General features: G+C 68.1%; 10 protein-coding genes. All 10 read right to left on the reverse strand.

The features are described 5' to 3' along the window. On the reverse strand, positions 1-3,461 hold a 3,461-nt coding region (locus C6P64_RS00715; RefSeq protein ID WP_211296772.1), incomplete at its 3' end, for an FG-GAP-like repeat-containing protein. A gap of 171 nt (positions 3,462-3,632) precedes the next feature. Beyond that, on the reverse strand, positions 3,633-5,516 hold the full coding sequence (locus C6P64_RS00720) for an ABC transporter ATP-binding protein (RefSeq protein WP_245911584.1): 1,884 nt from the start codon (positions 5,514-5,516) through the stop codon (positions 3,633-3,635). A 4-nt stretch (positions 5,517-5,520) separates the two neighbouring features. After that, positions 5,521-6,747: a cell division protein FtsZ gene (ftsZ, locus tag C6P64_RS00725; RefSeq protein ID WP_105746680.1), complete on the reverse strand. Its 1,227-nt coding sequence runs from the start codon at positions 6,745-6,747 to the stop codon at positions 5,521-5,523. A 71-nt stretch (positions 6,748-6,818) separates the two neighbouring features. Beyond that, complete coding sequence (gene ftsA, locus C6P64_RS00730; protein ID WP_105746681.1) at positions 6,819-8,048, reverse strand: cell division protein FtsA; 1,230 nt, start codon at positions 8,046-8,048, stop codon at positions 6,819-6,821. Between the two features lie 15 nt (positions 8,049-8,063). Next, positions 8,064-8,876, reverse strand: a complete 813-nt coding sequence (locus tag C6P64_RS00735) for a cell division protein FtsQ/DivIB (protein ID WP_105746682.1) — start codon at positions 8,874-8,876, stop codon at positions 8,064-8,066. Between the two features lies 1 nt (position 8,877). Continuing rightward, positions 8,878-9,855, reverse strand: coding sequence for a D-alanine--D-alanine ligase (locus C6P64_RS00740; protein ID WP_105746683.1), 978 nt, complete (start codon positions 9,853-9,855; stop codon positions 8,878-8,880). After that, positions 9,852-11,273 (reverse strand): UDP-N-acetylmuramate--L-alanine ligase, encoded by a 1,422-nt coding sequence (gene murC, locus C6P64_RS00745; protein ID WP_105746684.1) that lies wholly within the window; start codon positions 11,271-11,273, stop codon positions 9,852-9,854. The genes C6P64_RS00740 and murC overlap by 4 nt, the downstream gene beginning before the upstream one ends. Before the next feature lie 2 nt (positions 11,274-11,275). Then, entirely contained in the window at positions 11,276-12,358 is a 1,083-nt protein-coding gene (murG, locus tag C6P64_RS00750) for an undecaprenyldiphospho-muramoylpentapeptide beta-N-acetylglucosaminyltransferase (protein WP_105746685.1), read from the reverse strand. Beyond that, positions 12,355-13,620 carry a putative lipid II flippase FtsW gene (ftsW, locus tag C6P64_RS00755; RefSeq protein ID WP_105746686.1) on the reverse strand — a complete coding sequence of 422 codons (1,266 nt, stop codon included), beginning with the start codon at positions 13,618-13,620 and terminating at the stop codon, positions 12,355-12,357. The genes murG and ftsW overlap by 4 nt, the downstream gene beginning before the upstream one ends. After that, positions 13,617-15,236 (reverse strand): UDP-N-acetylmuramoyl-L-alanine--D-glutamate ligase, encoded by a 1,620-nt coding sequence (murD, locus tag C6P64_RS00760; RefSeq protein WP_105746687.1) that lies wholly within the window; start codon positions 15,234-15,236, stop codon positions 13,617-13,619. Before murD ends, ftsW begins: the two co-directional genes overlap by 4 nt.

Here is a 15,236-nt window from a genome sequence, read left to right on the forward strand (position 1 = left end):
AAGTTCGCTGTCGCGAGCGGGTTTGCGCCGTTCATCAGCCACAGCGCAACCTCGCCGCTGTCCTTGACCCAGCGCAGGTCGGCCTTGCCGTCGCCGTTGAAGTCACCCGCGGCGTCGACCAGCTTCCAGCCCGCATAGGGCCCGCGATCGACGATCGAGGTCACGTTCAATCCATCCATGGTCCAGACCGATACTGCGCCGTTGGCATTGGTCCACAGCAGGTCGGTCTTGCCGTCGCCGTTGAAATCCCGGCTGCCGTCCTTCACGCTCCAGCCATTGAAGGGACCGAAGTTCGCTGTCGCGAGCGGGCTTGCGCCGTTCATCAGCCACAGCGACACTTCGCCGCTGTCCTTGACCCAGCGCAGGTCCGCCTTGCCATCGCCGTTGTAGTCACCCGCGGCATCGACCAGCTTCCAGCCCGCATAGGGCCCGCGATCGACGATCGAGGTCGCGTTCAGTCCGTCCATGGTCCAGACCGATACCGCGCCGTTGGCATTGGTCCACAACAGGTCGGTCTTGCCGTCGCCGTTGAAATCCCGGCTGCCGTCCTTCACGCCCCAGCCATTGAAGGGACCGAAATTCGCAGTCGCGGTCGGCACCGTGCCGTTCATCAGCCACAGCGATACCTCGCCGCTGTCCTTGGTCCAGTGCAGGTCGGCCTTGCCGTCGCCGTTGAAGTCCTTGAACGCCGTGCCATGCGCGGCCTTGAGCTGATCGGAAAAGCGCAGGACCTCGATGCCGCTCAGGGTATCCGTGCCATCGTCACCATCGCTCAAGTCGGTGTCCTTGACCACCCAACTGCCATTGCCCTGGTTCGTGATCCCGTAGCCAGCGAACCTGCCCGAGAACACCACCTCGTCCTTGCCCAGGCCACCGTCAATCTGGTCGCTGCCCGCCGATGCCACGATCGTGTCATTGCCAGCACCGCCGGCCAGCGTGTCGTTGCCCGCACCGCCATCAAGCTTGTTGGCGCTGCCATTCCCGGTCAGGCTATCGCTGAACTCACTGCCCCGGATCGCTTCGATGCCAATCAGCTGATCGATGCCATCCGCGCCGGTCGCCTGGCCGGTAGACAGGTCCACCGACACCGCGCCCGTCGCGTTGCGGTAGTCGGTCCAGTCGAAACCTGCCCCGCCATCGAGCGTGTCGTTGCCTTGCATGCCACGCAGGAAATTGTTGCCCGCGTCACCTGTCAGGCTGTCGTTGTAGTTACTGCCACGGATGTTCTCGATGCTGGTGAGCTGGTCGGTGCCGTCGGCACCAGTCGCCTGATTCTGGGCCAGAGACAGGTTGACCGCCACCGCACCCAGCGCACTCCGGTAGTCCGCCCAGTCGGAACCTGCACCGCCATCGAGCCTGTCATCGCCCTGCATCCCGCGCAGCCAGTTGTCGCCCGCGTCGCCCACCAGCTGATCGGCGTAATTGCTGCCACGCACCCTCTCGATGCTGATGAGCTGGTCATTTCCGTCCGCACCACTCGCCTGGCCTTTGGAGAGCTCCACCGTCACCGAACCCGCCGCGTTGCGATAGTCAGCCCAGTCGAAACCGGCACCGCCATCAAGCCTGTCGTCGCCTTGTCCGCCCTGCAGGAAGTTGTCGGCCGCATCGCCCGTCAACTGGTCACTGAATCGGCTACCACGAATATGCTCAATACCGACGAGCTTGTCACTGCCATCCCCGGTCGCCTGATTGAGCGACAGGTTCACGGTCACGGCACTCGAAGCATTGGCGTAAAACGCCCAGTCGTCGATTCCAGCGCCGCCGTCAAGCGTGTCATCGCCGGCACCGCCATCGAGCGTGTCGTCGCCTGCACCGCCATAGAGCAGATCATTACCCGCCCAGCCGTTGAGCATGTCGTGGCCCGCGCCACCCAGCAACGCATCATTGCCATCCGTGCCATTGAGCAAGTCTGAGGCGTCGGTGCCGGTCTGCACGCTGGTCACATTGACGGCAGTCAGGGTGCCGGTCTTGACATCCAGCAGCAGGTGTTGCTGGCTGCCGTTGTAACCATCAACGGTCACAATCGCTTGCTCACCGGCTCCGTTGATGTCCTTTATGTCTCCTGCCAGCTCGGTACTCTTGCTCACCGTGCCGTTGGCCTCGATACGGCTGAGGTACTGTGCACCGTTGCCGGTAGTCATGTCGAACAGGGCACTCCAGACGAACGCTCCCTGGTCACCCGCCGCGAGCAAGCTGGCGGATAAATAGCCTTTGATGATCTCGATCTTGCCGTTGCTGGAACTGGCATCCCCGGGCAGCTGAGCCAGGGTGTACTGCGCCACCTGGAGCACGTCTGGCGCACCGACCAGGGTATTGAGCGGCGTGCCGTCCGACGCATTGGCCAGCACGCTGGCGACCTTGTCGAGCGCGATCTTGTAGATCGTGACGCCGCCTGACTGCTGCTGGAGAGCTGAAACGCTGCCGGCACTGCCAGTGAAGGTCACATCCAGCTGTTGGAAATAGGCATAGCCGTCATCAGGGCTATCCAGACTGCGCAGGCCCAGACCCGTTGCGCTCGAAAATGCCTTGTCGACCACGACCTGGCCATTCTTGACGACCAGCCAGCGTTCGTAGCCGACATTGAGGACCTCGCTGGAGAAATCGGCAGTGGCACGAACCAACAGGCTGCCGTCGGGCAGGCGATAGTCCTGCTCGAGAGAAAACTTGTCGGGCTTGACGGGCCAGGCAAGTCCCAGCAGATCATAAGCATAACTGCCGTCACGAACAACGCTCTGATTAGCCTTGACCAGATCGCTGACACCCCAGAAATCAGAATTCAAAACCGGGACCCATTGCGTGCTGCCAGTCGCAAGCTTGTAATAGCTGCTCAATTGCGTGCTGCTGCTCCAGGCGTTCAGCCAGAGCGCGCCATCGGCGACAAAGATATTCCCGTACCAGTCACCCGCCGGCAAGGCAACACCGCTGAGGCTTGCCGCTCCCGTCGACTTGTCGATCACATAAAGCGAATTGACCGTCGGGTTGCCCCAGGTATGGGTCACCAGATAGCCGTCAGCGGTCGCTGTCGGTGGCGTATAGCCGTAAACGCTGGACCAGTTGGCACCCGCAGGCAAGGTGAAGAACTGGGTGGCAGAGCTGTTGGAAATCGTCGCATCGGTGGTCGACAGGCCGTAGTCATAAGCCTTGACTACCAGCCCTGACCCGGTTGCCGTAGTTGCGAAGGTACCAATATGGAAAGTGGTGTCCGAGGCGATCGAGGGCAGCAGGTATTCGTTGCTGGCGAGCGCGCGTTTGCCCAGCACCGTACCCGTTTCCAGGTCGACCACGCACAGCTCGTTAAGCGCTCCGTTCGCTCCCCATCCCTGCAACTGCAGCACCGCCGTATTGAAGCGGCTGACCTCCAGTGCGGTCCACCCGGTATTCCAGTTGCCCTCGGGCAGGTTTCCGATCGTGACTTGCGTGTTGCCGTTGTTACCGTAAACGGACAGTGTGACTTGTGCCATGGCTTGATTCCAGTTTCACTCCGGCCTTGGGGCAGGCCAATAATAAGGCGGCTCATTGACCCGATGGGCAGCGAGATCAAGCTCAGGAACGGCCCGTCGATCAAGCGGGGGATATTCGATCGCTTGCCGTTCGCCTCGCTGAAAAAATTATACGCACGCCAGGCTGGACCATCAGGCCTCCTCGCCCAGGAAGCCCCCGCTCTGCCGCGCCCACAGCCGCGCATAGAGCCCGCCGCGCGCCAGCAGCTCGGCATGGCTGCCCTGCTCGACGATGCGGCCCTGGTCGAGCACGATCAGCCGGTCCATCGCCGCGATGGTGGAGAGCCGGTGCGCGATCGCGACCACGGTCTTGCCTTCCATCAGCTGGTACAGGCTGGCCTGGATCGCGGCCTCGACCTCGGAGTCGAGCGCGCTGGTGGCCTCGTCGAGCAGCAGGATCGGCGCATCCTTGACCATCACGCGCGCGATCGCGATGCGCTGGCGCTGGCCGCCGGAGAGCTTGACGCCGCGCTCGCCGACATGGGCGTCGTAGCCGCGCCGGCCCTCGAGGTCGCCCAGGGTCTGGATGAACTCGTGCGCCTCGGCCCGCTGGGCGGCCTCGACCATCGCCGCATCGCCGGCGTCGGGCCGGCCGTAGAGGATGTTGTCGCGCACCGAGCGGTGCAGCAGCGAGGTGTCCTGCGTCACCATGCCGACATGCTCGCGCAGGCTGTCCTGTTGCACGGTCGCGATGTCCTGGCCATCGACCAGGATGCGGCCGGCCTCGACATCGTAGAAACGCAGCAGCAGGTTGATCAGGGTCGACTTGCCGGCACCGGAGCGCCCGACCAGGCCGATCTTCTCGCCCGGCCTGATGGTCAGGTCGAGCCGGTCGATGACCCAGCGCACCTGGCCATCGGCGGACTGCTTGGACTGGCCATAGGCGAAGCCCACGCCCTCGAAGCGGATCTCGCCATGCGGTACCTGCAGCGGCGGCGCGCCGGGCTTGTCCAGTACCTGCTGCGGCCGCGCCAGCGTGTTGATGCCGTCCTGCACCGTGCCGACGTTCTCGAACAGGCCGGCCATCTCCCACATCACCCAGTGCGACATGCCGTTGAGGCGCAGCGCCATCGCGGTGGCCGCCGCGACCGCGCCGATGCCGACCTGGCCCTGGCTCCAGGACCAGAGCGCGACCCCGGTGGTGCTCAGGATCAGCCCCATGCTGAGCAGGTGGTTGACCACCTCGATGCCGCTGACGAGCCGCATCTGGGCATGGACGGTGTGCATGAATTCCTGCATCGCCGAGCGGGCATAGGCGGCCTCGCGGCCGGCGTGCGAGAACAGCTTGACGGTCGCGATATTGGTATAGGCATCGGTGATGCGCCCGGTCATGAGCGCGCGCGCGCCGGCCTGCTCGCGCGAGACCCGGCCCAGCCGCGGCACGAACCAGCGCAGGCTCAGGCCATAGAGCAGCACCCAGCCCAGGAAGGGCAGCAGCAGCCAGGCGTCCAGGCCGCCGAGCACCGCGACCATGGTCGTGAAGTAGATCACGACGAAGACCAGGATGTCGGTCAGCGTCATGCAGGTGTCGCGCACCGCGAGCGCGGTCTGCATCACCTTGGCCGCGACCCGGCCGGCGAACTCGTCCTGGTAGAAGGCCATGCTCTGGCCCAGCATCAGGCGGTGGAAGTTCCAGCGCAGCCGCATCGGGAAGTTGCCCGCCAGCGTCTGGTGCTTGAGCATGGTCTGCAGCGCGACCAGCAGCACGCTGCCGAGCACCAGGGCGGCCAGCAGCAGCAAGGCCGGACCCTGCTGCTGCCAGAGCTGTGCCGGCGGGGTCTGGCCCAGCCAGTCGACCACCCGGCCCAGCCAGGCGAACAGCAGCGCCTCGAAGGCACCGATGGCCGCCGTCAGCAGGGTCATGCCGAAGATATAGGGCCGCAGGCCGCGCGTGCCTTCCCACAGGAAGGCCGCGAAGCCGCGCGGCGGCGTGCGCGGCGCGGCGTTCGGGTAAGGGTCGATGCGCTGCTCGAAGCAGCGCCAGAGGGCAGCGCCCTGGTGCTTGCGATCGCTCAAGACCTTAATCAGCCTGGCGACGCAGGAAGGCCGGGATCTCGATGTCGTCCATGCCGCCAGCCGACAGCGCATCGACGCGCGAGGCGGCCGTGGTGCGGTCGGTCGGCTTGCGCCAGATGCTGGGCACGCCAAGGTCGCCACCGGCCAGACTGGCCGCGCCACCCAGGCCCGAATGGCCGCTGGGCTGGCGGAAGTCGGGCAGCACGAAGGGGTCGGTGCCGGTGCGCACGCCGGGCTGGCTCTGGACCACGGTCAGCGGCTGGCGCTCGGCCTGGCGGTTCAGGCCGGTCGCGACCACGGTGACGCGGATCGCGTCGCCGAGCGACTCGTCGTAGGCAGTGCCGTAGATCACATGGGCGTCGGGCGAGGCGAAGGCACGGATGGTGTTCATCGCGACCTTGGACTCGGCCAGCTTGAGCGAGCCCTTGCCGGCGCTGATCAGCACCAGCACGCCCTTGGCGCCGCGCATGTCGACGCCCTCGAGCAGCGGGCAGGCGACGGCCTGCTCGGCGGCGATGCGGGCGCGGTCCGGACCGCTGGCGACCGCGGTGCCCATCATGGCCTTGCCGGGTTCGCCCATCACGGTGCGCACGTCCTCGAAGTCGACGTTGACCATGGCCTCGACGTTGATGATCTCGGCGATGCCGCCGACGGCGTTCTTGAGCACGTCGTTGGCCTCGGCGAAGGCCTCGTCCTGGCTGACATCGTCACCCATGACCTCGAGCAGCTTGTCGTTGAGCACGACGATCAGCGAGTCGACGTTGGACTCGAGCTCGGCCAGGCCGGCTTCGGCGTTGTCGGTGCGGCGCTTGCCTTCCCAGTCGAAGGGCTTGGTCACCACGCCCACGGTCAGGATGCCCATTTCCTTGGCCAGCTTGGCGATCAGCGGCGCGGCGCCAGTGCCGGTACCGCCGCCCATGCCGGCGGTGATGAAGAGCATGTGCGCGCCCTCGATCGCGGCGCGGATGTCGGACTCGGCCATCTCGGCGGCGATGCGGCCCTTCTCGGGCTTGCTGCCGGCGCCCAGGCCGGACTGGCCGAGCTGGATCACGCGGTGGGCCGCGGTCTTGTTGAGCGCCTGCGCATCGGTGTTGGCGCAGATGAACTCGACGCCTTGCACCTGGCAGCGGATCATGTGATCGACCGCATTGCTGCCACCGCCACCGACACCGATCACCTTGATCTGGGTGCCCCGGTTGAACTCCTCGACTTCAATCATCTCGATGCTCATGTCACTACTCCTTAAATGCCGTTTGAACCTGAAACTAGAACCACCCAAAAAACACCAGCCTGAGCGCCCGCTCAGAAGTTACCGACAAACCAATCCTTGATCCGGCTCAGCGTGCCCTGGACCGAACCGGTCTTCTGCGCCACCTTGTGACCACGCAGGCGGTCCAGCCTGGCCTGCTCAAGCAGGCCCATGGCAGTCGCCGAGCGCGGCTGCGCGACCATGTCGCTGAGCGCACCGGCGTACTGGGGCAGGCCGCGGCGCACCGGCTTGAGGAAGATGTCCTCGCCGAGCTCGACCATGCCCGGCATGACCGAGCTGCCGCCGGTCAGCACGATGCCCGACGACAACAGCTCCTCGTGGCCCGACTCGCGGATCACCTGCTGCACCAGCGCGAAGATTTCCTCCACCCGCGGCTCGATCACGCCCGAGAGCGCCTGGCGGCTCAGCATGCGCGGCGCGCGGTCGCCCAGGCCGGGCACCTCGACCCGATGCTCGGGATCGGCCAGCAGCTGCTTGGCGCAGCCATGCTCGACCTTGATCTCCTCGGCATCCTTGGTCGGGGTGCGCAGCGCCATCGCGATATCGCTCGTGATCAGGTCGCCAGCGATCGGGATCACCGCGGTATGGCGGATCGCGCCGCCCGAATAGATCGCGACATCGGTGGTGCCGGCGCCGATGTCGACCAGCGCGACACCGAGCTCCTTCTCGTCCTCGGTCAGCACGGCGTGGCTGGAGGCGAGCGGGTTGAGCATCAGCCGGTCGACCTCGAGGCCGCAGCGACGCACGCATTTCATGATGTTCTCGGCCGCGCTCTGGGCCCCGGTCACGATGTGGACCCGGGCGTCGAGGCGGATGCCGCTCATGCCGATCGGCTCCTTGACCTCGTGGCCGTCGATGATGAATTCCTGCGGCTCGGCCAGCAGCAGGCGCTGGTCGTTCGGGATGTTGATCGCCTTGGCGGCCTCGACCACCCGCGTGACATCGGCCGGCATGACCTCGCGGTCCTTGATCGGCACCATGCCGCTCGAGTTGGTGCCGCGGATATGGCTGCCGGTGATGCCGGTGTAGACGCGCGCGATATGGCAGTCGGCCATCAGCTCGGCCTCTTTCAGCGCCTGCTGGATGCTCGCGACCGTGGCGTCGATGTTGACCACCACGCCGCGCTTGAGGCCGTTGCTCGGCGCGACGCCGAGCCCGGCGAGCTTGAGCTGTCCGTCGGCCTGGACCTCGGCAACCAGCGCCATGATCTTGGCGGTGCCGATGTCGAGTCCGACCACGATGTCTTTCTGTTCCTTGGCCATTTGCTGTTGCCTCGATTACTTTTTTCGGACCCGGGCAGCGAGCGCTGCCGCGGCCTTGTCGTCGCTGACGGTCTGGACGCCGCGCATGCGCACGGCATATCCGTCGGGGTAGCGCAGGTCGGCGGCCTCCAGGGCACGGCCGCCGTAGCGCGTCATCAGTTCGGGCAGGGTCGAGCTGAAGCGCTCGGCACGCGCCAGCAGCTCGGCCTCGCTGCCGCGACCGAGCTCGATCTGCGTGCCGCCAGCCAGCCGGGCCTGCCAATGGCCGCTGGCGCCGAGCTCGAGCTGGCTCAGCGGCTGGCCGAGCGGCTGCAGCACCGGCTGTAGCTGGCGGTAGAGCGCATAGACCCGGTCCGAGCCGCCTTCGGGGCCGACCAGCTCGGGCCAGCTCTCGGCCTGCGCATGGCCGGGGTCGGGATCGGCCTCGAACACCGCGCCCTGGCGGTTGACCAGCTTGCCGCCGCCGGCCTCGCCCCACCAGGCGACCGCCTCATGCTCCTGCAGCGTCACATGCAGGCGGTTCGGGAATTCGCGCCGCACCACGGCCTGGCGTACCCAGGGCAGGGTCTCGAACAGGCGCTTGACCTCCTGCAGGTCCAGCGTCAGGAAGCTGCCGCGCAATTGCGGTGCCAGGTAGGCGCGCACGCCCTCCTCGCTCTGGTGCTCGACCTCGCCATCGACGACGATGCGGCCCAGCGACCAGGACGGGTGATGCGCGACCCACCAGACCGCCGTGCCGAGCGCGGCCAGCGCCACGCTCAGGAACAGGGCGCTGGCCAGCCCGTTCATGATGCGGACGTCGAACGGCAGGGCAGAACGGCTTGCCATCTCAGTCTCCGGTGCGCGCGGGCAGCGGGTTGTCCAGGCTGGCCGAGGCCAGCAGCTGCAGGCAGAGCTGCTCGTAGCTCATGCCGGTCGCACGCGCCGACATCGGCACCAGCGAATGGCTGGTCATGCCGGGCGAGGTGTTGATCTCGAGCAGGTAGGGCTGGCGCGTGCGGGCGTCGATCATGACGTCGGCGCGCGCCCAGCCGCGGCAGCCCAGGGTGCGGAAGGCCCTGAGCACCAGCGCCTGGATCGCGGCTTCCTCGCCTGCGGGCAGGTCGCAGGGCACGATGTAATGGGTGTCGTCGGTGAAGTACTTGTGCTCGTAGTCGTAGTTGCCGTCGGGCGCGACGATGTGGATCACCGGCAGCGCGCGCGCCTGCGCGCCCGTGCCGAGCACCGGGCAGGTGACCTCGTCGCCGGCGACGAACTGCTCGCACAGCACCTCGGGGTCGTGGCGCGCGGCCAGCGCATAGGCCTGGGCGCATTGCGCGGGGTCGGTGACCTTGCTCAGGCCCAGGCTGGAGCCCTCGCGCGCGGGCTTGACGATCATCGGCGCGCCGAGCTCGGCCAGCGCCGCGACCGTCTGCTCGACGCTGTCGACCTGGCGCCAGGCCGGCGTCGAGAGGCCCTCGGCCAGCCAGATGCGCTTGGTCATGATCTTGTCCATCGCGACGCTGGAGGCCAGCACGCCGGAGCCGGTGTAGGGAATGCCCATCAGCTCGAGCGCGCCCTGGACCGTGCCGTCCTCGCCGAAGCGACCATGCAGGGCGATGAAGGCGCGATCAAAGCCTTCGCGCTTCAAGTCGCCGAGGTCGCGTTGCGCCGGGTCGAAGGCCTGGGCATCGACGCCCTGGGACAGCAGCGCGGCCAGCACGCCCTGGCCCGACATCAGCGAGACCGCGCGCTCGGCCGAATGGCCGCCCGTCAGCACGGCGACCTTGCCCATGGCCTTGGGATCAATCACAGCGGTCGTGCTCATGCGACCTCCTGGCGGTTGGCGGCAGCGGCCAGCGCCACCACCTGGGCCGGCACCGCGCCGATCGAGCCCGCACCCATGCAGAGCAGGACATCGCCGTCGCGCGCGTTGTCGAGCAGGGCCTGCGGCATGGCGCCGATCGGGTCGACGAACACCGGCTCGACCTTGCCCGCGACGCGCAGCGCGCGCGCCAGGGCGCGGCCGTCGGCGGCGACCACCGGTGCCTCGCCGGCGGCATAGACCTCGGCCAGCAGCACCGCATCGGCCTGTCCGATGACCTTGACGAAATCCTCGAAGCAGTCGCGGGTGCGGCTGTAGCGGTGCGGCTGGAAGGCCAGCAGCAGGCGCCGGCCCGGGAAGGCGCCACGCGCGGCGGCCAGCGTGGCCGCCATCTCGACCGGGTGGTGACCATAGTCGTCGACCAGGGTCGCCTGGCCGCCGCCAGGCAGCGCGACCTCGCCGTAGCGCTGGAAGCGCCGGCCCACGCCCTTGAACTGGGCCAGCGCCTCGAGCAGCGCGGCATCGGGCACGCCGAGCTCGACCGCGACCGCGATCGCGGCCAGCGCGTTGAGCACATTGTGCTGGCCCGGCAGGTTCAGCACCACCTCGAGGTCGGGCAGCTGGATGCCGTTGCGGCGCTGGACGCGGAAATGCATCTGGCCATCGACGGCGCGGATGTCGAGCGCGCGCACCTGCGCGTCCTCGGCGGTGCCGTAGCTGGTGATCGGCCGCTCGATGCGCGGCAGCAGCTCGCGGATCACCGGATCGTCGATGCAGACCACTGCCGCGCCGTAGAAGGGCATGTGGTGCAGGAACTCGACGAAGGCGTCCTTGAGCTTGCCGAAGTCATGGCCGTAGGTCTCCATGTGGTCGGCGTCGATGTTGGTGACGACGGCCAGCACCGGCAGCAGCTTGAGGAAGGAGGCATCGGACTCGTCGGCCTCGACCACGATGTAGTCGCCCGAACCGAGGCGCGCATTGGCGCCAGCGCTGTTGAGCCGGCCGCCGATGACGAAGGTCGGATCGAAGTCGGCCGCCGCCAGCACGCTCGCGACCAGGCTGGTGGTGGTGGTCTTGCCGTGGGTGCCGGCTATCGCGACCCCCTTCTTCATGCGCATCAGCTCGGCCAGCATGACCGCGCGCGGCACCACCGGGATCAGCTTGGCGCGCGCGGCCAGCACCTCGGGGTTGTCGGCCTTGACCGCGGTCGAGGTCACGATGCAGTCCGCGCCCTCGATGTAGGCGGCATTGTGGCCCTGGTGCACGCGGGCGCCGAGCTCGATCAGGCGGCGCGTGACGGCGCTGTCGCCGAGGTCGCTGCCCGAGATGCGGTAGCCCAGGTTGAGCAGCACCTCGGCGATGCCGCTCATGCCGGCGCCGCCGATGCCGACGAAATGGATATGCCGGATGGCATGTTTCATGTTCAGTTTCTCTCTTTCTGTTCCAGCAGGCGCTCGCAGGCGGCGACCATGGCCTCGACCGCACCGGTCTGGCGCAGGGCATGGGCCTTTTCGGCGCGGGCCAGCAATTCGGCCCGGTCCAGTCCTTGCAGCAGGCCGGCCAGGCGCTCGGGGGTGAGTTCGGACTGCGGCAGCAGCCAGCCCGCGCCGGCATCGACCAGGAAGCGGGCGTTGTGGGTCTGGTGGTCGTCGACCGCGTGCGGGAAGGGCACGAAGGCCGCCGCCGCGCCGATCGCGGCGAGTTCGGTCACGGTGCTGGCGCCGGCACGCGCGATCACGAGGTCGGCGTCGGCGAAGGCCTGCGCCGTGTCGCGGATGAAGGGGGTCAGCGTCGCCTGCACGTCGGCCTCGGCATAGGCCGCGCGCAGCGCATCGATCTGCTTCTCGCCGCCCTGGTGGGTGACGATCGGGCGCTGCTCGAACGGGATCAGCGCCAGCGCGAGCGGCAGCACCTGGTTAAGCGCCTGCGCGCCCAGACTGCCGCCAACCACCAGCAGGCGCAGCGGGCCGCTGCGGCCGGCAAAGCGCGCCGCCGGCGCGGGCTGCTGCAGGAATTCGGTCCGCAGCGGATTGCCGATCCATTCGCCGCCCGGCAAGGCAGCGGGGTAGGCACTGAAGGAACGCTCGGCCAGCTTGGCCAGCCAGCGGTTCGACATGCCGGCGATCGAGTTCTGCTCGTGCAGCAGGATCGGTACACCAGCCAGCTTGGCCGCCAGGCCACCCGGCACCGTGATATAGCCGCCCAGACCCAGCACCACATCGGGCTTGACCCGCTTCAGCACGGCCCTGGCCTGGCAGAGCGCGCGAGTGAGCCGCAGCGGCAGCAGCGCCAGGGTCTTGAGGCCCTTGCCGCGCACGCCGCCGAACTCGACCGGCTCGAAGGCGAAGCCGCGCGGTGGCACCAGCCGGTCTTCCATGCTGCCGGGCACGCCGAGCCAGTGCACGCGCCAGCCGCGCGCGCGCAGCGCCTCGGCCACGGCCAGGCCGGGGAAGATATGGCCGCCGGTACCGCCGGCCATCACCAGGGCGCAGGGCTGACGGCTCATACCCGGCCTCCATGCATGAGTTGTCTATTCTCGTGGTCGACGCGCAGCACGACCGCCAGCGCGACCAGGTTCATCAGGATGGCCGAGCCGCCGTAGCTCATCAGCGGCAGGGTCAGGCCCTTGGTCGGCAGCGCGCCCAGGCAGACGCCGATGTTGATCAGGGCCTGGAAGCCCATCCACAGGCCCACCCCCTGCGCCACCAGGCCGGCAAACAGCTGGTCGAGCGCGATCGCCTGGCGTCCGATCTGCATGATGCGGCGCGTGAGCCAGAAGAAGGTCAGGACCAGCGCCAGCACGCCGACCAGGCCGAATTCCTCGCCGATCACGGCGAGCAGGAAGTCGGTATGCCCCTCGGGCAGCCAGTGCAGCTTCTCGACGCTCGAGCCCAGGCCGACGCCGAAGACCTCGCCGCGGCCGATCGCGATCAGCGAATGCGACAGCTGGTAGCCCTTGCCCAGCGCATGGTCCTCGCTGAAGGGGTCGAGGTAGGCGAAGACGCGGGCGCGGCGCCAGGGCGAGGTCGCGATCATCACCACGAAGGCCGACACCAGCACGCCCATGATCAGCAGCATCATGCGCATCGTGACCCCGCCAAGGAACAGGATGCCCATCGCGATCACCGCGACCACCATGAAGGCGCCCATGTCAGGCTCGGCCAGCAGCAGCGCCGCCAGCAGGCTCACCGCCGCGCACATCGGCAGGATGGCGCGCATGAAGCTCTCCTTGACCGCGATCTTGCGCACCATGTAGCCGGCCGCATAGAGCAGGGTCGCGAACTTGGCCAGCTCGGAAGGCTGGAAGTTCATGATGCCGAGCGCGATCCAGCGCCGCGCGCCATTGACGCCCTTGCCGATGAAGGGCACCAGCACCAGCGCCAGCAGTAGCAGCGAGAGCAGGAACAGCCGGGGCGCCCATTGCTCCCAGCTGCTCATCGGCACCTGGAACGCCAGCAGCGCCATCAGGGCGCCGATCAGGATCGCGAAGCCATGGCGCAGCACGAAATGGCTGGCCATGTAGTTGCCGAAGCGCGGATTGTCGGGCAGGGCAATCGAGGCCGAATAGACCATCACCAGCCCGAAGCACAGCAGGCCGACCACGACCCAGAGCAATTGCTGGTCGAAGCCGACCTTGGGCACCCACTGGTCGGTACGCCCGCGCGAGTAGTCGCGGCTCGACAGATGGATCGGGATGTCGCCGGCGGCGGACGCCTTGGCGTCCTGGCGGCCGAGCAGGCCGGAGAGGCCGGCAGCGAGGCGTTTCATGCCGGCGTTCCTCCGGACTGCTGCAGTTCCTGCACCGCCTCGACGAAGACCTGCGCCCGGTGCGCATAGTCCTTGAACATGTCGAGGCTGGCACAGGCCGGCGACAGCAGCACGGCATCGCCCGGCCTGGCCTGGCTGGCGCACCACCGGACCGCCTCGGGCAGCGTGGCGCAATCGTGCAGCGGCACGCCGCTGTCGGCCAGCGCGGCGCGGATCGCGGGTGCGTCGCGGCCGATCAGCGCGATGGCGCGCGCATGGCGCGCCACCGGATCGGCCAGCGGACCGAAGTCCTGGCCCTTGCCCTCGCCGCCCAGGATCACGAGCAGCTGGCGTTCCGGCCCCAGGCCGTTGATCGCGGCCAGGGTGGCGCCGACATTGGTGCCCTTGCTGTCGTCGATGTATTCGACTTCGTCGACGATGGCGACCGGCTCGACCCGGTGCGGCTCGCCGCGGTATTCGCGCAGGCCGTGCAGCATCGGCGCCAGCGGCGCACCGGCGGCCGTCGCCAGCGCCAGCGCGGCCAGCGCATTGCTGGCATTGTGGCGGCCGCGGATGCGCAGCGCCTCGGCCGGCATCAGGCGCTGCAGATGGACGGTTTCCTCCTCCGAGCCGCGGCCCTTGCGCGCAGTCTCGTCGGACGGCAGCGCGCGCACCAGCCAGCTCATGCCGTTGACCGCCTCCAGGCCCCAGTCGCCGGCGCGGCGCGGCACATCGATGCCGAAGCTCTGGCTGGGGCGCGCCGGCAGCGTCCTGCTGCGCCGGCCTTCCGGCACGATCTGCGGCTGCGGCTGCCAGCCCATCACGGTCGCGTCGTCGCGGTTCAGCAGCATCAGCGCCTGCTGGCCGAAGATGCGCGCCTTGGCCTCGGCATAGGCGGCCATGCTGCCATGCCAGTCGAGGTGGTCCTGGGTCACGTTGAGCACGGTGGCCGCGGTCGGCTCGAAGCCTTGCACCCCGTCGAGCTGGAAGCTCGAGAGCTCGAGCACCCAGGCCTCGGGCAGCTCGCCGCTGTCCAAGCGGGCCTGCAGCGTGTCGAGCAGGGTCGGGCCGATGTTGCCGGCGACCACGGCCTTGATGCCAGCCCATTCGAGCAGATGCGCGGTCAGCGCGGTGGTGGTGGTCTTGCCATTGGTGCCGGTGATCGCGAGCACCTTGGGCCGATAGGGCAAGGCCAGCGGCGCCGGGTCGGCAGCAGCATCCCGGACCGGCTCATCCTTGGCGTCGGCTGCCTCGGCATCGATGGCCGGCGCCACCGGCTCCTCGGCCAGCCTGGCCAGCGCCTGGGCGAACAGCCCGAGCTCGCCGACCACCGGTACGCCGACCGCCTGCGCGGCCTGCGCCAGTCCGCTCAGCTGCGCCGGCGCGATGCCTGGGCTGCGGCAGACCATGGCCCAGGGGCGGGACGTGAACAAGCCTTCATCGAAGGCGGACTGGACCAGCCGGACCTCGGGCAGCTCGGCCGCCAGCTGGGCGGCCTGCGGCGGCGCCGCACGGGTGTCGGCGACCGTGACGCGGGCGCCGGCCTTGGCACACCAGCGCGCCATCGCGAGTCCGGACGCACCCAGGCCCAGCACGAGCAGCTCGCGGCCTTGCAGCAGGGGCAGGAAATTCAGCAT

The organism is Malikia granosa (assembly GCF_002980595.1).
GTDB classification, from domain to species: Bacteria; Pseudomonadota; Gammaproteobacteria; order Burkholderiales; family Burkholderiaceae_C; genus Malikia; species Malikia granosa.